Origin of the sequence: Streptomyces sp. NPDC004542, from assembly GCF_040610035.1 — a bacterium.
In the GTDB taxonomy this organism is placed as follows: domain Bacteria; phylum Actinomycetota; class Actinomycetes; order Streptomycetales; family Streptomycetaceae; genus Streptomyces.
Map to the genome: position 1 here is coordinate 1 of NZ_JBEXLP010000111.1, position 20,950 is coordinate 20,950.

Annotated in this window: 18 protein-coding genes and 1 pseudogene; 3 read left to right on the top strand and 16 right to left on the bottom strand. The window is 68.2% G+C overall.

Going from position 1 to position 20,950, the window contains the following annotated elements; all coding sequences use genetic code 11:
* From ABZX30_RS34130 to ABZX30_RS34145, 4 genes are all read right to left on the bottom strand, one after another.
* On the bottom strand, positions 1-705 hold a 705-nt coding region (locus ABZX30_RS34130), incomplete at its 3' end, for an ISAs1 family transposase (RefSeq protein ID WP_355941109.1).
* A gap of 440 nt (positions 706-1,145) precedes the next feature.
* Positions 1,146-2,273: a three-Cys-motif partner protein TcmP gene (locus ABZX30_RS34135; RefSeq protein ID WP_317925564.1), complete on the bottom strand. Its 1,128-nt coding sequence runs from the start codon at positions 2,271-2,273 to the stop codon at positions 1,146-1,148.
* Positions 2,274-2,373: 100 nt separating this feature from the next.
* Positions 2,374-3,132 (bottom strand): phage Gp37/Gp68 family protein, encoded by a 759-nt coding sequence (locus ABZX30_RS34140; protein ID WP_355941066.1) that lies wholly within the window; start codon positions 3,130-3,132, stop codon positions 2,374-2,376.
* A gap of 166 nt (positions 3,133-3,298) precedes the next feature.
* Positions 3,299-4,192: a phosphorothioated DNA-binding restriction endonuclease gene (locus tag ABZX30_RS34145; protein WP_355941068.1), complete on the bottom strand. Its 894-nt coding sequence runs from the start codon at positions 4,190-4,192 to the stop codon at positions 3,299-3,301.
* A 322-nt stretch (positions 4,193-4,514) separates the two neighbouring features.
* On the opposite strand from ABZX30_RS34145, the gene ABZX30_RS34150 reads away from it, so the two are divergent.
* The gene (locus ABZX30_RS34150) at positions 4,515-6,389 is read left to right on the top strand and encodes a TOPRIM nucleotidyl transferase/hydrolase domain-containing protein (RefSeq protein ID WP_355941071.1); all 1,875 of its coding nucleotides are present in this window, start codon (positions 4,515-4,517) and stop codon (positions 6,387-6,389) included.
* A 487-nt stretch (positions 6,390-6,876) separates the two neighbouring features.
* On the opposite strand, the gene ABZX30_RS34155 is transcribed toward ABZX30_RS34150, so the two are convergent.
* The 7 genes from ABZX30_RS34155 to ABZX30_RS34185 all read right to left on the bottom strand — a co-directional run bounded on the left by ABZX30_RS34155 (position 6,877) and on the right by ABZX30_RS34185 (position 13,118).
* The gene (locus ABZX30_RS34155) at positions 6,877-7,920 is read right to left on the bottom strand and encodes a serine hydrolase domain-containing protein (RefSeq protein ID WP_355941074.1); all 1,044 of its coding nucleotides are present in this window, start codon (positions 7,918-7,920) and stop codon (positions 6,877-6,879) included.
* A 94-nt stretch (positions 7,921-8,014) separates the two neighbouring features.
* Positions 8,015-9,130, bottom strand: coding sequence for a glycosyltransferase family 4 protein (locus tag ABZX30_RS34160; RefSeq protein ID WP_355941076.1), 1,116 nt, complete (start codon positions 9,128-9,130; stop codon positions 8,015-8,017).
* Positions 9,127-9,663, bottom strand: a complete 537-nt coding sequence (locus ABZX30_RS34165) for a deoxycytidine triphosphate deaminase (protein ID WP_355941078.1) — start codon at positions 9,661-9,663, stop codon at positions 9,127-9,129. The genes ABZX30_RS34160 and ABZX30_RS34165 overlap by 4 nt, the downstream gene beginning before the upstream one ends.
* Positions 9,660-10,199 (bottom strand): dCTP deaminase, encoded by a 540-nt coding sequence (dcd, locus tag ABZX30_RS34170; RefSeq protein WP_355941080.1) that lies wholly within the window; start codon positions 10,197-10,199, stop codon positions 9,660-9,662. The genes ABZX30_RS34165 and dcd overlap by 4 nt, the downstream gene beginning before the upstream one ends.
* A complete protein-coding gene (locus tag ABZX30_RS34175; protein ID WP_355941083.1) occupies positions 10,199-11,434 on the bottom strand; it encodes a bifunctional metallophosphatase/5'-nucleotidase in 1,236 nt (411 codons plus the stop codon). The genes dcd and ABZX30_RS34175 overlap by 1 nt, the downstream gene beginning before the upstream one ends.
* Entirely contained in the window at positions 11,431-12,750 is a 1,320-nt protein-coding gene (locus ABZX30_RS34180; RefSeq protein ID WP_355941085.1) for a UDP-N-acetylglucosamine 1-carboxyvinyltransferase, read from the bottom strand. The genes ABZX30_RS34175 and ABZX30_RS34180 overlap by 4 nt, the downstream gene beginning before the upstream one ends.
* A gap of 2 nt (positions 12,751-12,752) precedes the next feature.
* Positions 12,753-13,118, bottom strand: a complete 366-nt coding sequence (locus ABZX30_RS34185) for an ATP-binding protein (RefSeq protein ID WP_355941088.1) — start codon at positions 13,116-13,118, stop codon at positions 12,753-12,755.
* Between the two features lie 242 nt (positions 13,119-13,360).
* Between ABZX30_RS34185 and ABZX30_RS34190 the strand changes: the two genes are divergently transcribed.
* Positions 13,361-14,632, top strand: coding sequence for a helix-turn-helix transcriptional regulator (locus tag ABZX30_RS34190; protein ID WP_355941091.1), 1,272 nt, complete (start codon positions 13,361-13,363; stop codon positions 14,630-14,632).
* Entirely contained in the window at positions 14,629-15,183 is a 555-nt protein-coding gene (locus ABZX30_RS34195) for a flavoprotein (protein WP_355941094.1), read from the top strand. The genes ABZX30_RS34190 and ABZX30_RS34195 overlap by 4 nt, the downstream gene beginning before the upstream one ends.
* Before the next feature lie 68 nt (positions 15,184-15,251).
* Here the strand turns inward: ABZX30_RS34195 and ABZX30_RS34200 are convergent.
* The 5 genes and pseudogenes from ABZX30_RS34200 to ABZX30_RS34220 all read right to left on the bottom strand — a co-directional run bounded on the left by ABZX30_RS34200 (position 15,252) and on the right by ABZX30_RS34220 (position 20,378).
* Positions 15,252-16,962 (bottom strand): annotated as a pseudogene (locus ABZX30_RS34200) (mobilization protein).
* Positions 16,959-17,609: a MobC family plasmid mobilization relaxosome protein gene (locus ABZX30_RS34205; RefSeq protein ID WP_355941097.1), complete on the bottom strand. Its 651-nt coding sequence runs from the start codon at positions 17,607-17,609 to the stop codon at positions 16,959-16,961. Before ABZX30_RS34205 ends, ABZX30_RS34200 begins: the two are co-directional and overlap by 4 nt.
* 118 nt (positions 17,610-17,727) lie before the next feature.
* On the bottom strand, positions 17,728-18,585 hold the full coding sequence (locus ABZX30_RS34210) for a DUF2637 domain-containing protein (protein ID WP_355941100.1): 858 nt from the start codon (positions 18,583-18,585) through the stop codon (positions 17,728-17,730).
* A gap of 220 nt (positions 18,586-18,805) precedes the next feature.
* Positions 18,806-19,999: a DUF3631 domain-containing protein gene (locus tag ABZX30_RS34215; RefSeq protein ID WP_355941103.1), complete on the bottom strand. Its 1,194-nt coding sequence runs from the start codon at positions 19,997-19,999 to the stop codon at positions 18,806-18,808.
* A 136-nt stretch (positions 20,000-20,135) separates the two neighbouring features.
* Complete coding sequence (locus ABZX30_RS34220; RefSeq protein ID WP_355941106.1) at positions 20,136-20,378, bottom strand: helix-turn-helix domain-containing protein; 243 nt, start codon at positions 20,376-20,378, stop codon at positions 20,136-20,138.
* Between the last annotated feature and the right edge of the window lie 572 nt (positions 20,379-20,950).

Below are 20,950 nucleotides of genomic sequence, written 5' to 3' on the forward strand. Positions count from 1 at the left end.
GGTAAGCCATCGGACCCAGCAGACCTCCCTTCGAGTCTGTCCCGCCTTCGGCGGGGATGTGTCAAAGCGCCTCGTGGCGCACTGGTTGCCCTTGAGCACGGCGATGTAGTGCGCGTTCTTCTCCTCGACCAGGTACTTCGCATGGTCGGTCTGGGTCAGCAGCGCATCGAAGGTCACCACCGCACCGGTCAGGTCCAGCGGGTGAAGCAGCGGCCGGAACGCGGTGATCTCGTTGCTCTTGGCGTCGACCTCGCGCTGGGCGAGCACGATGCCGTCGCCGCGCAGCGCGGAGAGCAGATGGACGCGGCGGCCGTCGGCACGGACAGCACCGCGCAAGGATTTCCCGTCGATCGCGATTGCCGCCCGCACCGGGCGGGACGGCGGGTGTTCGTCCTGGTCGGCGCTGTGGCCAGCGTCCGCACGCGCGGTGAGCCAGCCGCCGATCGCCGCGTCGAGCGCGTCGCCGTCGATGCGTTGCAGTACCCGGCGCACGGTCGCCTCGCATGGCGCCCGGTAGGGCCGGTCCGGATCGCGCAGCGTGGCCCCGCAGTAGAGAAGGAGCTGGTCAGAGGCATCGGCGGCCCACTCGGCGATGGCGGTGAGGGACTTCGCTCCGGCCAGGACCGCGCAGGCGGCCAGAGCCAGGACATACGACAGCGAGTGACGCCGGCCCCGCAGGCAGCGCGGATCGGGGAGGCCACGCAGCTAAATCGGTGAATTCGACACTCCATGATCACCGGGAGCCGTGCCTGCACGCGTACCTGCCGGTCCAGCACGTCACCATCACGGCCCAGTTCGGGTATCAGACCCATACCGGCCACGTCGGACCGATCACGAGAACGACGGAGCCCTGCTGACGGCCCCCTCCGGCACCCAAAAGGGCGAGGCCCGAAGACCCCGCCCGATCCGCGAGAAGCCCCAGCTCAGAGCCGATCAGGGCCACACCAGGCAGTACGGCTGGTGCCCCGCCTCATGCAGCCGGTGGCTGAAGTCCTGCCACTCGTGCAGCGATTGGGAGGGGCGGGGCACTGACCTGGGGTTTCTCTGTGAAGCGTGCGTTGACCTGCGGAAACACTCCTCGGCAGTTCTCACGGGTCAACGCCGTTTCCCGGGCTCATGTGCCCTGGATGTGCCCTCGTGGCCTCTCACCAGAGGGCACCCTGCTCGCCCGACGGACCGGTACTTGGCGGCTTCGCCGCCGCGCTCACTCGGGTCTTGGCGTTGATGGCACGAGGTTCCGTCGTCACGGCGCCCGACTCACGTAGCTGTCGGACGGCCGTGATCACTTGGCCGGGCCGGTAGACGGTCTCCAAGAGGGTGTAGCGCTGGAGTTCCGGGACGGTTCGCCCCTTGGGCGCTTCGGATATGAAGTCGTACAGGATCCGTCGTAGCGGAGCCGTATCCGGTTCGAATACGAGATCCAGCATCTGCTGTTCGGTGTCCCTGGGGTCGCGGTAGCGGACGCCGTAGGAAGGGTCCACCTTCCACATGGCGTCCTTCATCTTCTCCAATCCTCGCTCGTGCTGGGTGCCGAAGATCAGGTAGAGCTTCCTGCCGCCCTCGTCGACCATCTCGAAGTACAGCGTGTGCGTGAAACCGGCCTGGCGCAGCGTGGCCCGGTATTGCTCGCGCAGGAACGTGAACTTGTGCGAGGAGGGCTGCCGGAATACGTCTTGCCACTCCTGGCTGCCGAAGGCTTCGTCGCCGAGTTGCCGGTGGCCGTCGTGCCTCTCGGCGAACCGGGTGAGGAAGGCAGGTTCGAAGGTGACCATGACTTCGGTGCTTCGGTAGCGGCCGAGTTCATGCAGGAGCGAGTACGGGATGTCGGGCCCACCGAAGCTGTCCAGAAGGACGAAGAGGGGCTTGCCCAGCCTGCCGGTGCTCTGCAGTTTGCTCAGGAGGGCCGGGTGGAAGTCCCCCTGCCCGATGTCGACCGACAGACGTGCCGTGATGTCGTCTGCGTGCCTCGACTGAGCGAGGGTCATCTGGCGCTGCAATTCTTCCACCCGTCGGTGGTCTTCCTCCATGAGGATCAGACGCATGCGCTTCGGGAAACGATGCAGAGCGCGGGCGAAGACCTCATAGGCGACGACGGGAGATCCGGGCTCGCCCTGCTTGTAGACGCCGGCCCCCGCGAACCCTTCTGCGTAGGTGATCACGTCGTTCCGCGACAGCAGAATCGGCGCCCACGCTTCCAAGTACCGCTTGAGTAAGTCGTGTTTGGCGGCCGTGTGCGGATCGCGTTCCCACACGGCATCCTTCGGTACGGCCATGACCGCTCCCCCTACTCCCATACGGCCCCGCTGGGGAGAGGGTCACACACCGTTGCCATATGCCACCAGAGCGCGTATGGGGTTCGTTGGAGATTGGCCGTTACTGCACTGCTGCCACGCGCAGCCGGGGCGGCATCTGGTCCCACGTGATGCCGGCGAGCTCACGGCCTCCGGACTTGGGGGTGCGGCCACCCCACTGCTTGAAGAAGAACGGCACGTCGGCGTCGTTGCAGGCATCGCGGATCTCGACTAGCCATTCCTCTTGCACGGGGCGGTGCTGGGGGCCGGATTCGCCACCTGCGATCACCCAGCCGATGCCGTCCAGGCGCAAACCTGTCAGAGGGCCGAGCAGTGGTTCGCAGGACAAGAACCGCACCGCGGCTGGCACCTGCCGCAGGTCATCAATGCGATCCAGGTGATCCGCGTTCTCGACGGAGACGCCCATCCAGAGGTTGGGAGGCCAGTCGAGTTGGCCTGCCAGTCGCCGGAGCCTGCGGGCCCTCTTCGTCAGGAGTTGATAGGTGTGCTGTGGAGTGTGGGCGATTACCTGGAAGACCTGCTGTACGAAGTCCAAGGGGACCTTGGCGTGGAACAGGTCGCTCATTGAGTTGACGAAGACCATGCGGGGGGTCTTCCACTGACGGGGGATGGCCAGCGTGTCCGGATGGAGGGTGAGGCCGAAGCCGGGACCGGAAGTCCTGGGGTCACCGTCGGCTTGGTACTTCGCCACCCCCATCGCCTTGAGGCGTCTGGATAAGGTCAGGGCGTAGCAGTTGTCGCACCCGGGAGAGATGCGATCGCAACCGGTGGTCGGATTCCAGGTCGCCTCAGTCCACTCGATGGTGCTGCGATCGCCCATGGGTCCCCTCCCGTAGCAGTTGGGCAAGGGCCACCAGCGCTTGCCCGCTCTGCGCTTCGACTGCGCTGCCTAACGAGCGACGTACCGAACTGGCACGCGACCGTGCCCATCTTTCAGGTCGAACGCACGTTCTGTGAAGGGGGTGTCTCCTGCGTGGCTGTCGGGGTCAGGTAGCCGTGGCAGGGCGCGGTTCGCCGTGGAAGACCTGTCGGGCGTGCCAGTCGCAGTGAGCTGCGGCAACAGGGCGCGAGCCGGGCTGTGGGCCGATGAGTGGGCGGCCCGCGAGGGCTATGACGTACTCGCGGGCGGCGGGGCTGTGGCCGACGAAGCGTTGCGAGACAAGGATGCGTTGGTCATCCCCCACACCGAGGACGCCCTTGTCGAAGAGCTTGTGGTGCAGCGAGCACAGGCATAGCCCGTTCTCGATCTCGTCGGGGCCTCCGAACGCCCACCAGCGCACGTGGGCGGCCTCCAGTCCGACGGGCACCGCGGCGATCCTGCCGTCGTATCCGCAGAAGGCGCACCGGTACTCGTAGGCGGTCAGCACCAGCTCCCGCATCCTCCGGTCCCGCTGCCTGCGTACGGCCGAGAGCTGCTCGGCCTCCGCTGGCTCCAGTTCCAGGCCGACGGCTTCGCACAGTTCTCGGTGCAGGGAGGGTGGAAAGTGTAGGTCGAGCAGCAATCGCGCCATTCTGCCGAGCAGGTCCGGTTCGCGTCGCAGCGCCGCTCTCAAGTCCGGCGCTAGCTGCCCGGTGGCGCCTGTCTCGCGAAGGTCCCGTACCCCGCTTCCAGGGCTTCCCGGTCCGCGATCGGTGCGGACTTCCCATACGCCGTCGCTGGCCAGGTGGTGGAAGGGGTAGGCGGGTGTCGTCTTGTTGGGCGGGCCGTACTCGGTCAGCAGGCGCTGCAAGTCCTGTTCCACCGCGGTGTATCGCAGGCCGCCGTCGGCATCATCCTGGAACCGGCCGAGGGCGTACAGGAGCAGCAGCGGCTTGTGCGGAGCGCGGGTACCGCTCCTGGTCCACTGCCTCAGCTTCGCTATCCGCTCCAGCCAGTCCATGGCGGCTGATCGTAGACGGGCCTGCCCGCCCATGTGTGGACACTGCTCAGGACGGCTGCATGCCTGAGAACAGGACGCGGGCGTGGTGCGGTTCGGGGGCGATGAAGGCCCCGTCAGCCGTGACGTTGAGCCCGAGGCAGGCAGGCTTCGCTCGGTGTCGGTCTGAATCGGTCAGATCCGTTCACAGCGCCAACAGGCTATCTCCACAAGACATAAGATGATGCGCCTGGGTTGGCTGTTGCCCAGGTCAATGTCTGGGGCGAGGCGCCCCTGGTGGCTTCCGTCTGCCCCGAGGCGCTAGGGAACGGAGCGGCTGAGAACGGTGCACCTGCACAGCTTCACCGTGTGCGGATTCCGATCCCTCAAGGACGTCCGTGACATTCCGGTCAGCACACCGACCATCCTCGCCGGCCAGAACGACGGCGGTAAGAGCGCGGTGCTTGCCGCGCTGGCGTTCCTTGTGGGCAATGAGCAGTTGACCGAGGACGATCGTACATACGAGCTCGACGCTTCGGATGGCGTGGACGTCGATGACTCGGCGCCTCTCCTGCGGTGTTCGACCACATGGGTGGAGGGGCAGTTCACCCTCGACTCTTGGGAGTTGGAAACGTTCGGCTTCCCGACCGAGGAGCTGCGCGTACGGCGGCGCGCTGTCAACGGTGAGGACCCCGTCCTTGAGTGCTGGGCGCCGCTCGCGGACGACGAACGACTGCGAGACCCTTCCAAACTGTCCCTCAACGAGGTGAGAGCCCTCGCCAAGCAGTTGCTTCCTGAGCTGTCGTCCATAAAGCGCGGCGACATCGAGCCAGCCCTATGCAGGTACGGCATGGCTCACGCCCCAATGTCGGGCTGGGTTCCTGCTCCGAGGGAGATGGAGCGCCGCATGCCCCGGCTGATGCCGTTTGACGGGAAGTCGGCCGATCCCGACGCTGCGGTGAAGACCGCGCTGATGGGCCGCTACCAGGCCCATATGGCGGACCCCACGCTTGAGGGCCAGTTGCAGTCGATCGAGGCCGGGATCAAGGAGCGACTTCAGGACGACGCCCGGTCTCTGTGCGAGCACATTCAGAGCCGTTGCGACGACCTCACTGATGTTGATGTCGAGCCTGTGGTCTCGTTCACTCACGGTTTCCGGGGTGCGCCGCTGCGAATCGCCCGTACGAAGGGCGAGACCGTGGGCCTGGATCGTTCCGGCCTAGGTAGCGCACGCCGTATCTCCCTGGCGATCTGGGAGTGGAACAGCCAGCTGCTCACACGCGAGGAGTTCGCCGACGTCGACTCTTCAGCTGACCCTGAGGCCGCCGAGGATGTCCCGCCTCCGGTACAGACGATCGTGATCTACGACGAGCCGGACACGCACCTCGACTACGGTCACCAGCGCAAGATCATGCAGCTCATCCGTGACCAGAGCGCGCTGCCCCATGTGAACGTAATCGTCGCCACCCACTCCATGAACCTTATCGACGGTGTCGACATCGCCGACGTCGTGCATCTGCGACTGGAGTACGGACGGACGGTGATCGAGCGGCTTGGGGCCGACACCCACGACGACATCGACGTGCACTTGGGGCGCATGGCCGCGGCAGTCGGCCTTCGCAACTCTGTTCTGCTGCATGAGCGTTGCTTTCTGGCTGTCGAGGGCGACACCGAACAGCGGGTGATCCCCATGCTGTTCCGGCTGTCGGAGGGCCAGTCTCTCCAGTCGGCCGGCATCGCCTTGTGGGCGTGCTTCAACAATGAGGGGGCCCTGCACCTCGCTCACTATCTGGTCGCGCATGGCCGCTCCGTGATGCTCATGGTGGACGCCGACAGCCGCACCTTGCCCAAGGGGCTCTTCAAGGAAGCCCGACTCCAGCAGTTCTTCGGCAGTGCTTTCAGTGAGGTCGTCCGTTTCGTGGGCGAGCCGGACGCCTTCAATGAGTTGGAGGAACTGTTCCCGGACGACCTGTGGGCCGCGACCGCCAATGAGCTCTGGCCGAAGGACGGCGAGCCGTGGACCACGGACGACTTCACCGCTCAGCGCGGCAAGAAGTTCAGCAAGGAAGTGCTGAACATGCTCCGCAACGACAGCCCGAACGGGCCCAGCGGCAAACCCGACATGATGTTCGGGCTGGTGAGCACGCTCACCAGCCCTGATCAGGTGCCCGCACAGCTGCGGGAGATCTTCGGCGAGATCAGAAAGCTGGCCGCAGGGTAAGAGCGCGCAGCGCTGACCTGGTCTCACTGGTACCGCCGCGGCGCCGCCGCCGTGCGAGCATGCGTTCCTTGCGTTGTTCCAATGTCGGCGGTTCCCACTTGTGCCAGCCCACCGGAGGCTTCCAGCGCTGCGCATGCTCCCGCGCCTCAAGCCCACACCATCGGCAACCATTCGGAGCAGGTATGCGCTGGTCAGAGCAATTTTGCTGGTCAGTCATGAGTCTCCCTCCCCCACACCCAGAGTCTTCCCTATGGCACTGACATCACCCCTATCTGAAGAGCGGTGTATTCCACGCTAAGCTGGACGAAATGGGTGGGCCACCGGAGCCGATCCTGTTATCTCCGTCGCATTGGCAGCGCTGGTTCGGTCTCAGCTGCATCGCACCGTGTGTCCGCTGTCCGAATACGGTCAGCCGTCTAGCGGGTGGGCGGGCAGCGTTGCGCTCAACACCGGACGTCGGATGGGGCCTAGGTTCCGTTTTGACACATCAGTTGAAGGCGAGTTCACGGAAGGTGTTGCGAACCTCGGTCAATGGCCCACGATCCCTTGTGTAGTAGAGCTTGTTGGTCAGGAGAACCGCCCAGCGGTCCTTGGTGGTGGAGATCCACATGCCTGTGCCGGTGAAGCCGTAGTGGACCCAGGCGTCCTCGTCGGCGGTCGTGCCGGGAGCGGGGTGCCAGAACAGGCCACGAGCAGGCTGGAGCTGGCCCGTCTGGATCGTCAGAGAGTGGGTCACCCACTCGCTCCCGAAACCAGCCCGGAACTGGGAAGCGGCAGGGGCGAGCATGTACTGGAGGAAGACGGCGAGGTCGTCGAGGACGGTGAAGGCGCCGGCGATGCCGCAGACGCCGCCCAAGAGGCGGCCCGAGAAGTCGTGGGCGACTCCCTTGAGGTGGGTGTCGGTGTCCTGGTCTAGTTCGGTGGGCGCGCAGCGCGCCGCGAGGCTGGCGGGCAAGGGGCCGAAGCGGGTGGAGGTCATGCCCAGTGGGAGCCAGGTGCGGGTGGTGGCCAGTTGGTCCAAGGGCTGGCCGGAGAGGTGTTCGGCGAGATAGCCCAGGATGAGGGCGGCCCGGTCGGTGTACTCGACTGCCTCACCCGGAGGTCGGTGGAGCTGCTCACGGAGGACGCCTCGCCGGATCTCCTGGGGGTTGGTGCCGTAAAGGTTCTTCAGCTGGGCTCGCAGTGGGACGCCGGCGGTGTGCGTCAGCAGCTGCCGGGCGGTGACGGATCCGAGTGGGTGTCCGGTGACCTCCTGCCAGAAGCTGCCGAGCGGCTGGTCGAGGTCGAGGGTTCCGTCCTCCCACAGGGCGCCGATGGATGACCAGACGGCCAGAATCTTGGTGAGGCTGGCGGCGTCGAAGACGGTGTCGGTGCGCATCGGCACCTCCGGCTCGTCGGGGTCGAGGACGCCGGTGGTGCCCCGGGCGAGGGTGCCGGTGGCGTCGCCGAGGGCCCACACGGCGCCCGGGTATACCTTGTCGCGGACTCCCTCGTCGAGCAGGGCTTCGATGCGGTCGCGGTCGTACGTCATGGTCTCCCTCTTCGCCGGGGTGTCCCGTCGGTCAGCGTAGTGACGTTCGTGGAGCGGTTCGGGTAGTGACGTGTCGGGTCGTCTGGCGGTCGGTTCAGGTGAGCTGTCGGCCTAGGTCGGTCAGGGATCGTGCGGTCGCCGAGAGGGGATAGCGTGCCGCGTTGGCATAGCCCGCCTGCCGGAGGGCGGTCATCAGCCCGGGTGTCCTTCGCAGCCGGTCGAGGTCGCGCGCGAGTGCGGCGGAGTGAGTGAAGTCGGTGGCCATGCCGGAAGCGGCGAGGGCTTGGTTGAGGCCGGGGACGGGCTGGTAGAGGACGGGGAGCCCGCATGCTTGGGCTTCCAGTGCGACGAGTCCCATGGCTTCCAGGGTGGTGGACGGCACGGCTAGTACGTCGTGTTCGGTGAAGGCTCTCCATAGCTGTGGGCGGCGGAGCCAGCCGAGGTAGCGGACTCGTACGCCGGCTCGTTGCAGCAGTGGCGCCAGTGCGTGGAACTGGGCTTTGGGCGCTGCGACGCTCAGCTCGACACCGGGAACGGGAGCCAGGCTCTTGATCAGGGCCGCGACACCCTTTTCGGCGGTCAGGCGTCCTGCGTACAGGATCCGCAGGTGGCTGGTGGACGTGCGTGCCGGCCGGGCGGGCGGGGCGGTAAGCAGGTGGTCGGGGATGCCCCAGGGGATGTGGGTGATCTTGCGGCGTTCGATCTGCGGGGCGAGCTTAAGGAGGCGGTCGGCCATTGCGTTGGTGGGGACCACGATGGCGTCGGCGGCCCTGGCTGTCTCGCGCAGCACTTGGAGCTGGTCTCGGTGGGTCTCGGCGAAGAGCAGGTCCGTGCCGTGGACGAGGGCGATCCGGGGGTGTGCGGGTAGGGCGCGGATGAGGGCTGGGGTGGCGCCGAACGCGAGGTGCTGCAAGTGGAGGACGTCGATCCGTGTGGGATCGAGCGTGGCTGTAAGCGCTCTGCGCAGGGTGGTGACGTAGCGGCTGAAGGCTGCTCCTTCCAGGCATTTGCCTGCTGCGGGGAGCAGGTTGAGGCCGGCGGGTGGACGGGGAGCGTGACCAGGTGGTGCGAGCATGAAGGCGCGGGCCGGGATGAGGGGTTGCTCGCCGGTGTAGAGGTCGAGGAAGAGCACGACGCTGCCGCCGGGGCTTCCGGCGGGGAGATCCAGGAAGGTGGCGGCCATCGGGCCGGTGGCCGAGCTGGCGTTCATCGCACTCCTCCGTCGATCTCCTCGTAGAGGCGCGAGATGTCGATGCCTTCCGTGGACGCGTACTTGGCCGGCTGCTGCTGGTAGCTGGCCGGGGCGCCGAAGGTGGTGAGGAAGACGAGCTTGCCGAAGGTCATGGCCGGATACACGCGCACCGGTCGGGTGGCGCGGATCTCCAGTGTCCAGCGGATCGCATGGCCCTGGTGTCCGAGCGGAGCCGACACGTGGACCCAGATGCCCAGGGAGCCGGTAGTGCGGTCGCCGTTCAGCATCTGCGCGTACGTCTCCGAACCAGTCCGCTCCAGCGTGATGCCCAGGTACAGCAGGCCAGGGCGCAGCACTAGGCCGGCGTCGGGGATGGACTGCTCGGTGAAGGTGGTGGGCATTGCGGCGTCGAGGTCGCCGTCGCAGACGCGGATGGTGTTGCCGAGGCGCCAGTCGTAGGCGTTGGGGGAGACGCGGCTGGGCTCGTACGGGTCGATGGTGATCTCGCCGGCCTGGACGGCGGCTGCGATGGCGGGGCCGGTGAGGATCACGAGGCCACCGCCCGGAGTCGGGTGAGGTCACGCCAGTAGGCGGAGGGCTGCGGTCCTGCGGCGGCCTGGTACTTGCCGCGGTAGAGGTCGATGGCGCCGGTGGAGAGGAAGAACATGATCTGCCCGATCGCCATGCCGGCGTACACGCGCAGCGGTCGGATCGGGGTGAGCATGAGCGTCCACTGGCCGTGGAAGCCGATGTCGCCGATGGGTGCGGTGATCTCGACGAACAGGCCGAGGCGGCCGACGGAGGAGCGGCCGAACAGCAGCGGGACGAAGGTGTCGGAGCCGACCTCTTCGAGGGTGTGGCCGAGGTAGAGCTCGCCTGGCTGGAGGACGTGCCCGTCCGGGCCGATGGTGGTTTCGCGGGTGGGGTTGGGCCGGTGGGCGTCCAGGACCGCGCTCGTGTACGTGATCAAGGCGGGGCCCAGACGCACGTTGTAGCTGTTGGGGTTGACCTGGTCGGCGGCGAAGGGGGTGATGCGGAGGCGGCCGTCGTGAGCGGCTGCGGTGATCTCCGGGCCGGTGAGGATCATTAACTGCCTCCTTCCGCGGTGTCGGGGGCGGTGAGGACGTGCTGGACAGCCTGGTCCAGACGCAGGCCGGCCTCGTGCGTGCGCTCGCCGAGGTAGGTGTCGGCGAGGTAGTCGGTGGTCAGCACGGTGGTGACGGCATCCGGCAAGGGATCGGGGGCGGTGACGAGCGGGCCGGTCTGGGTGGTCAGATGTGACAGCCAGCCGGGGAGGTCGCTGCGTGCCAGCTCAGGTACGTGGGCGTGCACCAGCTGGTTGGCGAACGGTTCGATGGAGAGCAGGTGGCCCTGGGTGAGGGTGTCGCCGAGTGGTACGGCGCGTAGTGCCGTCTCGTTGAGGATGACCGTGTCTGCCCCGAGTGCCGTACGCAGGCGGGCGGCGAGGTCCAGGAGCACGTTGCGCCGGTCGAGGGGCTGGTGGCGGTAGGTCGGACTGATGGCGCCGAGGACGGCGGCCAGCTGCTGTCCGACGTCCTCGATGCGTGAGCGCAGGCCCGCAAGCTCCGCAGGGACGAAGCTCGGGACCTGATCCGGGAAGGATGTAGTGCCCGCGCCCCATCCCGCGCCCACGGGCGTGGCGATCGCATAGCCTTCGGCGAGCTCCCGACCCTTGACGACCAGGGTGCCGTCGACTCGGACGGGCCCGTACTGATCGCTGTGGCAGTGCCCGGCGAAGACCACGTCGAGGAACGGACAAGCCGCCGCGAGTTTCCGGTCCTCGTCGAAGCCGGAGTGGCTGAGCAGAACCCAGCTGTCCACCTCGTGAACGTGGGCGAGAATCACCTCGCGCAGGGCCTGCAGGGGATCGGTGACGCAGTGGCCGGCTCGTTGGGCGGCCGGGATCGAGTGGAAGGCTTGTTGACCGATTACGGCGGTTACGCCGACGCGCCGTCCATCGATGTCGGCGATGTGCAGGCGGCTGAAGAGAGCGTCGCCAGTGTTGGCATCGACGGCGTTGGCGCAGACAGTGCGCCGGTGAAGGTCGGGTTCGAAGTGGTGGGGCCAGCCGTGGTTGCCAGGGGCCAGCACGTCGTACAGCCCGAGCAGGATCTCGCGCTCGATCGTGCCGCGACCGAGGCGGTAGTACCCACTGCCCTCGAAGAAGTCGCCGCAGTCCACGATGAGCGAGGTCGGGCGCAGCGCGTGGAGGTGGGTCAGGAAGGGCGCGGCGTTGTCGAAAGCGGAATGGACGTCGGTCGTGGCGACGATCTGGCGCAGGTTCCGACCGTCGGTGGTCATGGGGTGACCTCGCAGATGTCGGCGCCCAGGATGCGCAGCTTGCCGGACAGGTCGGCGTGGCCGCGGCGCAGCTGGTCGAGGCCGCCGATGGTGGTGACGCCCCGGGCCGTGAGGCCGACGACCATGAGGGCGGACCCGGTGCGGATGTCGGTGGCTTCGACGCCCGCGCCCGTTAGCTGCTGGGGCCCGGTCAGGCGGCATTCGGTGGGGGAGATCTCCTCGATCCGGGCGCCCAGGCGGGTCAGCTGCGGCAGCAGGTTGCCGTGGCGGCCGGGATTGATGGCGTCGGCGAACAGATGCGTGCCGGGCAGTCCGAGGGCGAGTGCCATCAGCGGTGGTTCGAAGTCGGCGTCGAGGCCCGCAGGGCTCAGAGAGGCGATGGCCCGCAGGGGACGACCAGTGGGGGCTGTCTCATGCGCGCGGACAGTAAGGCCACCCGGCTCCGCGTGTGCGGGGATGCCGAGCTGATGAAGGGCAGCCACGAACGGGCCTACGTCCTTGCCCTGCACGCCGTCGATACGGGCAGTACCGCGCGTCGCGGCGATCGCGCAGGCCAGCGTGGCTGCCTCGATCTTGTCTCCGGGCACGGTCCAGGCAGCGGGGGCAGTCGGCGGCGAGGAGGGCGGCGAGAGAGTCAGTACATGCTCGTTGGCACGCGTCTCCCAGCCCACCGAACTCAGGGCGTCGAGCACGCTCAGGACTTCGGGCGAGAGGTTGGGTTGGCCCAGCCGTAAGGGGCGGCCGGTTGTGAGGGCGCGCAGTGTCGCGGCCACGGTCGCACCGCGAGAGCGGAAGGGCAGTGCGATGGAGACGGTGCCCGTGTGAGAGCTGAGGGCTTCGATGCCGTAACCGGAGCTGTTCTGCCGGCTCCGGTCGCCGAACACCTCGTACACCTTGAAGTGCAGCTCCATCCCGCGCGCACCGATCCGGCAGCCACCCGGCCAAGGCAGCCGCGCCTGGCCGTAACGCGCGAGCAGGGCGGGGACGAGGTAGTACGAGGCGCGGATGTGGGCTGCCTGCGCCAGATCGGGCAGTCGTTGAGATGCCTCCGTCGGCAGGATCACGTAAGTGGTTGGTTCGCCGACGGGCTGCGTGACATGCCAACCCGCCTGGTGCAGCAGAGTGAGCATGATCTGGACGTCCGTGCTGTCCGGGACGTTGCTCAATCGGCCCGGGCGACCGAGGGCCGCCGCGGCGGCCAGGAGCGGCAGAGCGGCGTTCTTGGAGCCGTCGACGCTCACGGTGCCGGCGAGCGGCGGCCCGGGGCGTACGGCGATCACCTCGGCGGCCACGCCGGGGGCGTGGGTGGTCGTCATCATCAACTCCTCTGGAGGGGCAGGAAACAGGCGACTTCCTGGCTGGGTTTGCTGGTCAGATCGATCTCGGCCCAGCAGCACTTGCCGTTCTTCGTCGGTTCGGCGTGGTACCGGTCGGCGAGAGCGGCGAGGAGGAACAGACCCCGGCCGCCCTCGCTGTCCGCGTCGGGCAGAGCCGGCTGGGGCAGGACCGGGCTCGTGTCGCAGACCTCGATCCGCAGGACGGCCTCGTCGAGACAGACCGCGAGCGAGACGGATCCGGTGCCGGCGTACTGGACCGCGTTGGTGACGAGCTCGCTGACCAGCAGATCGGCTGTGTGCACCACCTCGGCGCCCAGTCCCGAGCCCCAGCCCGTTATCGCGTCCACGGCCTGGTGCCGGGCCTGGCTTGCTGCGGCGGGCGTCGCGGGTAGGGAAAGAGCGGTGCGCTTCCATGAGCGGCCTCCCGGTGTAGGTGGGGCCACACCAAGCAACCAGTCCCTCGCCGTGAGTGGTGAGCCCTGACGCGGGCGATGCATGACTTATGCAGGGGCTGCATCACGGCCAACTACGGCTGATCTATGCTCGATTGAGCAGGCAGGATCAGCGACGGCGGAAGGAGCCGTGGCAGATGGCCGACGCGCATGGGGAAGCGAGACGGATCGGAGACCGGATCCGTCGGGCGCGGGTGTTACAGCGGCGTTCACAGCACGACGTGGCCGCAGCGCTCGGGTATCACCAGTCCAAGGTGAGCCGTCTGGAGAGCGGTCGCGGCACGGAGGACATCCGCGTATTACGCGCCATCGCGCAGGAACTGAACATCCCGCCTCATGAGTTGGGCCTCGCCCCGTCTCAGGAAGTCTCCGCCGCCGATCAAGAAGCTGACGACATGCACCGCCGCACCTTCCTCGCCGCGAGCATCGCAGCGCTCGCGGCCCCGGCCGGCTCTTCGGCCTCGCACACCGCCCTCGTCCAGGCCCTCCTGCCCGGTCCCGGCCCCGCGGGCACCGGTGGCCCACAGGACACGGCCGTCTTGTACGAACGCGTCGGATCAGCACTGAGGCTTTTCCACACCTGCCAATACACGGAGTTGGAGCGCACTCTCCCGAGCCTGATTGCCGACCTGCGAGTGGCGGTCGGTGATGCGACGGACAGGGACACGGTGTCCCGGCTCCTGGCCACGGCGTACCAGACGACGACGAGCTTGCTGCTCAAGCAGCACGACCAGGGCAACGCATGGCTCGCCGTCGGCCGGGCGATGGCCGAGGCCGAACGCTCGGGGGATCCGGTGGTCCTCGCCTCCAGCGTCCGTGTCCAGGCCCACGTGCTGGTCCGTGAGAAGCACGCCACGGAGGCCGTCACCTTGGTCCGGCACACCGCCGACCAGCTCACCGGCTCCTACGACCGGCGTTCACCGAAGTACCTTGCCGCCGTGGGACTGCTGCTCCTGCGCGGTGTGACCGCGGCCAGCAGTCGTGGTGATCGCGCGGCCACGAAGGAATTCCTCACCGAGGCGAAAGAAGTCTCGCGGTACGTCACTCTCGACCGGCCCGACGCCTGGGCCACCTTCAGCCCGACCAACGTCGCCCTGCACGAGCTGAGCGCCCTGGTGGCCTTCGGCGACGCCGGCCTCGCCCTTCAGGCGGCCCGGCCCCTCATGCGCCGGCACATCCCGGTCCCCGAACGCCGGGCCGCACTATGGGTCGAAGCGGCTCGCGCCTACAGCCAGCAGGGCCGCCTTGCCGACGGCTACCAAGCCCTGAGGATCGCCGAGACCTGCGCCGCCCAGGACATCCGCCGCCCCGACGTCCGCAACCTGGTCGCCGATATGGCCGCCCGCGACCGCCGACGTACCCTGCCGGAACTGCACCACTTCAGCCGCCAACTGGGAGTCCCCGCGTGACCGAACCGACTGCCCCGGACAAGAAGCCCTTCCTGTACGTCGTCGTGTGCGCGGCAGGCGTGGCCCGTGACGTCGGCAAGCTGATCACGGCCGCCCAGGAGGCGAACTGGGATGTCGGCGTCATCGCCACACCGCAGGGATTTGGCTTCATCGACGCTACGGCGATCGAGGCACAGACCGGCTACCCGATCCGCTCCGCCTGGCGTTCACCGGGAGACCCGCGCCCACTGCCCCCGGCGGACGCGATCGCCGTGGCTCCCGCCACCTTCAACACGATCAACAAGTGGGCCGCCGGGATCTCCGACACCCTCGCCCTGGGCATCCTGTGCGAGGCGTACGGCATGGCCATCCCGACCGTGGCACTGCCCTACCTGAACTCCGCCCAGGCCGCCCACCCCGCCTACCAGCAGAGCCTGGACCGGCTACGGGGGATGGGTGTCCTGATCGGTTCCTGCGAACCGCACCGGCCGAGGGCCGGCGGCGCGGCGGACCGCTTCCGCTGGGAGGAAGCACTGGACTTGCTGGAGCCTCTGGTCAACACGGTGCGGTGACGCTGTTCCCTCGGTGTGGGAGACCTGAAGGGTGGACGCGACAGGTACCTCCGCGCCCGCTGACGGCATCACCGGTGTCGAGCAGGTGCCGCCAGGCCAGGCTGTGACGGGCTGGATGGAGTCTGGCCAGGCTGTGCCGGTCGGGCTGCAACGCTGGTGCGGGCTTGGGCAGCCCGTGCTCGGGCGCTGGGAGCCTGCCGGGCGGCGAGGCGTTGGACGCGCCAGGTGAGGGTCCTGGCGGTGGAGCGGGCGTCGTCGAGGGTGCGCTCGCGTGCGGCGTGCTGGAGGAGTTGCTCGGGGTCGTGGCCGGCGTTCTCGGCTTCGGTGAGGACTGCGGCCAGTGCGGGCCAGGCAGGGTCGTCGAGGACCTGTTGGGCGTGGTCGGGCAGGATCACGAGGATCCGCTGGGCGTGCCGTTCCATGGCGCGTGCCGGTGGTTGGCGCTGAGCCAGGGCGGCCAGCGGCCCGGCAGCAGCCTGTCGGTAGGCGGTCTGGAGATGGGCCAGGGTCTGGTGGGCGGCGGCGACCTGCTGGTCGTGCCGGCGGGCTTGGTGCCAGCGGGCTGTGGCGATGACGATGAGGACGGCGATGTCGAGGAACATCGCCAGCCCGGAGCCGTCGCTGGTGACCGGCGCGGTGCGCAGGGCTCGGACGGCACCCCGCAGGGCGCGGGCCTGGTCCTGCTGGGCGCGGATGCGGGAGCGGGGTTGCGCGCTCGAAGGCGACGGCGGCCTGCTGCAGATGTGGCCGCAGGTGGCTGGGGGCGAGCAGCGGCAGGACGTCGATGGCTTCGCCGAGGGCAGCGATGTGGGCCTGGGCGGCTTCGTCGTCGCCGTGGTCGAGGTGGTGGAGGATGCGCTCGGCTGCTGCCGTGGCCTGGTGCCACGGGTTGGGCCTGCGTCGGCTGCCCGGCTCCGCTGCGGGCGGGGCATCGATGGCGGTGAGGCGTTCGCGGATCTTGGGGAAGGACAGGTCGGGGGCGAGTTTGGCACCGGAGAACCAGATCGGCTCGCCGGCGGCGTTGGTGTCGCCTTCCACGGCGACCTTGTACCCGCGCACGTCGCCGGAGGGAAAGTGCTGGACGTCGACAAGGACACCCTCAACGCCGTCGAGCAGGTGGAGGAACTCCTCCGGGCTTGTGGCGAGGGACACCAGTTGGCGGACGGTGGTGCGCAGGCGTTCGCGGGAGGTCTGGGTCTTGCCGACGCGGCGGGGCTTCTCCGTCTCGGCGCGGGTGGGACGCTTGGCGGCGGTGCGGTCGCCGCGCACGACCTGCTTGAGGCCGTATTCCTTCTCGATGGCGGAGAGTTCCTTGTCGGCGGTCAGGTAGTCGTTCCAGTGGCGGGCGGTGCGCAGGTCGCCTCGGACCTTGGTGGCGGCGATGTGGAGGTGGTCGTCGGCGTGGCGCACGGCGACCCACCGGCACCCGTCCGGGTCGCCTTCGGGCGCGATGCCGGTGGCCGCCACAACGCGGCGTGCGATGTCCGCCCACTCGGCGTCGGTGAGGTGCCGGTCGCCGGGGGCGGCACGTATCGAGCAGTGCCACACGTGCCGCTCGGGTGCGCGGCCCAGGCGGCGGGCTTGCTTGACCCGCAGGTCGAGGTCGGCCACGAGGCGCTTCTTTGTGGCGTCGAAGTCGTCGGCGCGGCCTGGGTCGGGAGCGAAGCCGTCCCAGGAGGCGACCAAGTGTGGGTCGGCGTGGTCCTTGGCCTTCTTCGTGTCGAACAGGTACCGGATCAGGCCAGCGGTGCTCTTGCCGTTGCCGATCTTGGCGATCACCGCGCCGCCTTCGCCGTAACAGCGTGGTTCATGGTCTGCGCGATGTCGCTGATAGCGGCGCGGACGGCGTCCAGGGTGCGCTCGGTCTGGGCGAGGACGGCGGTGTCCCCAGGGTGTGGATCGCCTCCAGCGTTGAGACGGTGGGCGATCTGGTTGACGTTGTTGCCGATGCGGGCGACTCCGGCCCGCAGGGCGTCGAGCTTGTCGAGGCAGTCGTCGAGCTGGGTGCGCTGCCCGGCCAGGCCCATGGTGAGGTCACCGTCGAGGTAGGCCATGATCACGGCGCCGACGAGGTGGGCGGCGGCGATGCCCAGCTTGCGGGCGCGGGTGAGGATCCGGGTCTTCTCGTCGATGCTGTAGCGGACGTCGACACGCTCTTTGCGCTGGACGCTCTCGCGGGTACGACGGCGGGCGATTCGACGCAGGGTGACTTCGTCGGCAGACGCGGCGGGGGACTGCTCGGCTGCGCCGACGGGCGTTTCCTCCTCGGGCACCCCCTGGTGCCCGAGGTCCTCCGCCACCTCCGGGGCGGACGTGTCCGCGTTGGACCGGCCCTTGGACGGTCCAACGTCATACCTTGCTGCGCTGGTGGCGATGGTCATCATCTGCGTCCGGTCGGTGGCGAGTTCGGGGTGCTGGTCGTGCATTGAGGGATTCTCCGTGCGGTGTTGGGGGGCGAGGCCATGTCGCCTAGTGGGCCGCTCGTCCCCGCTCCGGACTGTGCGGGAACGAGCGGAGTGGGTCGATCGGGTAGGGCGGCGGCCCTCAGCGCGCGCCGACGGGGGCCGTGTCGGGCTCGGCCTGCCGCTGGCGGGCAGCCCGGTCGAGTTCGGCCTGTACTCGGTCCTTGAGCTGGGTGAGACGGTCCTTGCCGATGCGGTACTCAGCGGCTCGGATGGCCGTCTCGATGTTGCGGCGTGAGGCACGGTCCCCGCGTCCCAGCGGTGCGGTGCGGGCGATGGCGAGGAGTTCGTCGAAGGTGACATCCCGTTCGTGGCCCTCGTCTTTGGAGAGCGGCTTCGATGCCTGCGGCACGTTGGCGGCTGCCTCCGCCACGTCTGGGCGCTCGGCCACGTCGGGCGAGCTCTGTGCCTCCTTCGGCAGGAAGTCATCGTCTTGCGAACGGGCAGGCCGCATGGCGCTGTGCGTGCCGTTGTGGCTGTGGTCAGAGGTGTTGTGGCCCGGTGTGGCGGCGGCCTCTTGGCGCAGACTCGTGGGGTGGCGGCGGATGACGAGGTCGAGGTGGACCGCGCCGGCCAGGGCGAGCGGAGCTATCGCGGACAGGGCGCCGACGGTCACATCGTCCAGATGGAGCCCGACGGTGTGTGCCTGCTGGTTGAGGCGGACGGCGTGCAGAGCGTTCGCCCAGATGCTGGTGACGATGGCGAGGCCGACCAGTGCCCAGACGTACAGGCGAGAACGCCAGGGCGCGGTACGGAGGATGAGCAGGGCGGCGACGCCGATGGCGATGAACCCGTCGATCACGAGGGGGAAGGCGTAGGTGAGGACTCCGCGGATGTGGATGGCGACGGCCATCTGCCGCAGGGCGTCGTAGGAGAGGGCGAAGCCGATCGTGCCGACCAGGGCAACCCCGAGGCGGATCGCGGCAGTCAGCGCCGACACGGGAGTTTGGGTGGTGCGTGAAGGCAAGCGTGGTACTCCAGGGATAGACGGCTGCCATAGCCACAGGGCAGGGCTGCCGGTGGGGAGGGGGCGGACTCGTCACACCCGTCGCATTCCTGGTCAGGGCAGGTACGGGAGCCTGGCGTGATACGGGAGGACTCGTCACAGGCACCGGACCCGTCACGGGGCTGACCTGCGATGCGACGTGTGCGACGGGTGTTTACGGGTGGACGGGCGACCCGTGACCTGTCGTCTTACCGCTGCCGCCGGGTGGCTGCTCCTCGGGGCAGTAGCGGGCCCAGGCGTCGGTGAACTGCGGGCGGGCAAATCCCCGGGCCTGCCGTCCGCCCTCGAAGCGGAGGACGGCCGCCTGGATACCGAAGTCCTTCAGCAGGATCCCCAGGTAGCGTGGGGTCAGACCGGTGTTGCGGTACTCCGCCCACGGAGCCTCCTGGTCCTTGAGCAGTTCCTCCAGCAGGTCCCGCGTGCGCACGGTTTCGGGATCGCCGTAGCACGTGAAGACGCGGCGGATGTCCTTCAGCAGGCGCGTCTTGACGTTGGACTCGTCGTCCTGGCCGACCTCGGCCGCGCACATCGCCGCACACGCTGCCCGTGCTCTCTCCGGCCAGGTGCCGCCCGCCAGTTCGGCGACGACCACCAGCGGCTCCCAGGTGTCCGCCGCCCGGTCCTGTACCGGCATGGGCGGCACCAGGTCGGCTGCGGTGTCCATCAGCGGGCGCAACCAGGCGGTCAGCCGGTCACGCAGGGCGTGCAGGGCGGGGATGTCGCGGCGGGAGCGGAACTGCTCCACTCGCTCACCTGGCTTGCGCCGCTGCATGCGGATCACCACGGCCCGGTCCATGACCGTGTCCGGCAGGTCCCCGATGCCGGCGAGCGCGGCCATGGCGAAGGTGGGGAACGCCTGCGGCTTGTGCTCGGGCCCCGAGATGCGCAGGGCGGGCCGGTTGCGCTGGTGGCCGGCATTGAGCAGGCCGCGCAGCTCCTCGTTCTTCTCGGCGGCCTTGATGCTGCCGAAGATGGTGTCGGCCTCGTCCACAAGCAGGGTGGGCGGATCGTCACCGATGGCGCGGAAGACCACCGCCGGGCTTGTGTTGACCGTGATCAGAGGTTCGCGCACCGTCTCCGTGAGCACGTCCAACAGGCGGGACTTGCCGCACCGTTTCGCCGGTCCGACCACGGCGAGGCGAGGTGCGTGCTGGAGGGCGGGCTGGATGTGCGTGGCCGTCACCCACAGCGTGACGGCGGTCAGGGCCTCACTGCTGGGCAGGATCACGTACCGCGCGATGGCTTCCCGCAGCTCGTCCAGTAGCTGTGCGCCTTCTCCGGTCTGCCCTGGCTTGTCGTCCTCGGTGGTGGATGCGGCGGAGGAGGCGGGGGACATAGATTCGTCCATAGGCGTTCCTTCCCGGTGGGCCGGACGGGCAAGACCCGGCCCACCGATTCGATCGTTCAAGGGCGATGGGGCGGGGACTCTGCGGCTCTCGGCGGTGGCTCGCGGAGAGCCGCTTCGCTGTCCCGGCAGGGCGGCTTCAGGCCGTGAGGTCGTACGCGGACTGGGCGTTCACCCAGGCGTCCACCTCGGACCAGCGGTAGCGGAGGTGGCGGCCGACCTTGTGCACGTTGGGGCCGATGCCCCGATACTTCCACTGGTAGAGCGTTTTCACCGGCACCCCGAGATAGGCAGCGACTTCCGCCGGGGTGGCCAACGGGCCGCGCCGGGCAACGTCGGCGGAGGAAGGGGCGTTCGCGCTGCGGAGAGAGGTATTCGGCATAGGGCTCCTTTTCGGTCTTGGACAGCGTGCCTGGACAACACAGCCACACCGCCGGCGAAGAAGTCCAGCGTTGGTTCTAAAACTCTCCACTAATTCCCTCGACGTGGCTGGGAGGGGTAATAACCGTAGAGGCGGATCGGCCGTTGACCAAAAAGTTGGCGACTACGTCCTCATCCCTGATCGCCCGAGGGGCCCCGACCGGGCCCGTCTCGTCGGTTGGTGCAGGCCGGAGCCTTTCTGGGCAGGTGATCAGGTGAGCTGAAGCAAGCGGTGAGCACATCATCGGTTACCGGCTCAAAACGCCCAAAGTTCACGCGCGACGGCAAGTTAGCACGGCGACTCCTGGAATTACCCGTCCGTGCCTCGTGAATGGGCGAGATAAACGCCACGCAGCCCCACGGTCACCCTGCAACGACTTCTGTAGAGTTTTAGAGCCAACTCTTGCCATAAAGGTCGACTGCAAGTTACAGCTACCTGTCAGAGGGCGGTATGTGACGTGATGCCCGTTTCGGGCTTTCGGGTGGGGCTGTCGGTCTGGTCGTGGCCTGACCAGGCGGCTACCACTGCGGCTT

Excerpts from the sequence above, each read along its gene's own strand:
- ABZX30_RS34160 (WP_355941076.1), bottom strand. The coding sequence starts at position 9,130 with ATGAACGCCAGCTCGGCCACCGGCCCGATGGCCGCCACCTTCCTGGAT.
- ABZX30_RS34175 (WP_355941083.1), bottom strand. The coding sequence starts at position 11,434 with ATGACCACCGACGGTCGGAACCTGCGCCAGATCGTCGCCACGACCGAC.
- ABZX30_RS34140 (WP_355941066.1), bottom strand. The coding sequence starts at position 3,132 with ATGGGCGATCGCAGCACCATCGAGTGGACTGAGGCGACCTGGAATCCG.
- ABZX30_RS34205 (WP_355941097.1), bottom strand. The coding sequence starts at position 17,609 with ATGCACGACCAGCACCCCGAACTCGCCACCGACCGGACGCAGATGATG.
- ABZX30_RS34220 (WP_355941106.1), bottom strand. The coding sequence starts at position 20,378 with ATGCCGAATACCTCTCTCCGCAGCGCGAACGCCCCTTCCTCCGCCGAC.
- dcd (WP_355941080.1), bottom strand. The coding sequence starts at position 10,199 with ATGATCCTCACCGGCCCGGAGATCACCGCAGCCGCTCACGACGGCCGC.
- ABZX30_RS34155 (WP_355941074.1), bottom strand. The coding sequence starts at position 7,920 with ATGACGTACGACCGCGACCGCATCGAAGCCCTGCTCGACGAGGGAGTC.
- ABZX30_RS34215 (WP_355941103.1), bottom strand. The coding sequence starts at position 19,999 with ATGGACGAATCTATGTCCCCCGCCTCCTCCGCCGCATCCACCACCGAG.
- ABZX30_RS34145 (WP_355941068.1), bottom strand. The coding sequence starts at position 4,192 with ATGGACTGGCTGGAGCGGATAGCGAAGCTGAGGCAGTGGACCAGGAGC.
- ABZX30_RS34135 (WP_317925564.1), bottom strand. The coding sequence starts at position 2,273 with ATGGCCGTACCGAAGGATGCCGTGTGGGAACGCGATCCGCACACGGCC.
- ABZX30_RS34180 (WP_355941085.1), bottom strand. The coding sequence starts at position 12,750 with ATGACGACCACCCACGCCCCCGGCGTGGCCGCCGAGGTGATCGCCGTA.
- ABZX30_RS34190 (WP_355941091.1), top strand. The coding sequence starts at position 13,361 with ATGGCCGACGCGCATGGGGAAGCGAGACGGATCGGAGACCGGATCCGT.